This window comes from Massilia sp. 9I (genome assembly GCF_902506415.1).
Lineage (GTDB): Bacteria > Pseudomonadota > Gammaproteobacteria > Burkholderiales > Burkholderiaceae_D > Telluria.
This window is the reverse complement of record NZ_LR733276.1, coordinates 1-1,193: the sequence shown is the minus strand read 5'-3', so window position 1 is coordinate 1,193 and position 1,193 is coordinate 1. Positions and strand designations below refer to the sequence as shown.

At 63.3% G+C, this 1,193-nt stretch carries 1 protein-coding gene; it reads right to left on the bottom strand.

Annotation, left to right across the window (positions count from 1 at the left end; translation table 11 throughout):
• The coding region (locus GV068_RS24755; RefSeq protein WP_159705574.1) for a hypothetical protein at window positions 1-802 on the bottom strand (802 nt) is incomplete at its 3' end.
• Between the last annotated feature and the right edge of the window lie 391 nt (window positions 803-1,193).

Genomic DNA, 1,193 nt, shown 5'->3' with positions numbered 1-1,193 from the left:
CGAACGGGAGACCCGTCGACGCCAGCGTCTTGGTCGGGATGGTCGCGTTCGACGCAGCGGTCGGTATCGAGGCCACCTCGTAGAAATTCCCAGTGGATCCAGCAAGGTAAATCTTGCCACCACTCTGGGCCGCACCGAACGAATTGGGAACGGTGCCCACGACCGTCGTGGTGTTATCCGGGTGGATACGCACCAACGCGTTCTGACCGTTCGGGTTGCCCGTCACGGCGAGGATGTCACCGTCAGCGAGGGAGAGGAAGTCACCCGCGGAGTTGTACCCAGTCGGCAGGGAAGCCGGATACAGCGATGAAACCCCGGTCGTCGGGTTCAGTCGGTAGATGGTCGGACTGCCCCCCGAGGCGTACAGCATCGACCCGTCCGGCAGCGAGCTCAGAGCGTTGTTTACGCCCGTGGTCGGCTGCGGGCCGGAGATGTTCACCGAGGCGGTTTCTGCCCCCGTGTTGGGGTTAAGTGTGTACAGCGTGCTCCCGGAGATTCCGTAGAGAGTGAGGCCGTCGCTCGAGAAGCCGATGTCTCCATACGACTGCACGAGTGGTGAGCTCGCCTGGAGCGTTCCTGTCGACGAGTACCTGTTCAACACCGACTGCGCACCGTTGAACGTGTTGACGGTGATGTTCCCAGGGAGGCAGACCGCGTCCGCTGCGCGGGCCACCTGGCTCGTCACACCGGATCCGATCGTCGTGAGCATCGCGAGGACCAGCGCGAAGAGCGCAGCCAATGCGCCCAGACGGTATCGCCTCCGCTGCGTGTCAACAATCAAACGGGGGTGCGGATTACGCATGAGTCACCGATCAGCTCATCGACCTTCCATCGCGCCCCGCCGAAGAGGCGATGGATCAAGGTCGTCATGGTCATTGCCCTGGGAATCAGCAGAGAACCCCAGGTGGACACTAGCCCAGACTATCCGCTTTACGCGGTACCTGTGACTGAACTGTGACCCGTACGATGACGGAGCGCCATCAGGACTGGGACGCCGTGATGGCGCAGCTATGACGCGGGTTCTCAAAAAAGATGTCGCGCTCCGCGTGGGCAGGTCCGGGTGGGGGTGCGACGGGGTTACAGCGCGACGGTGACGATCGTGCTCGGGCCGACTCGCGTCCCGTTGTCGGCACGGACGACCACGCTGTGCGTACCGCGCGTCATGTCAACGCTTCCCGTGATCGTCGCGGCGC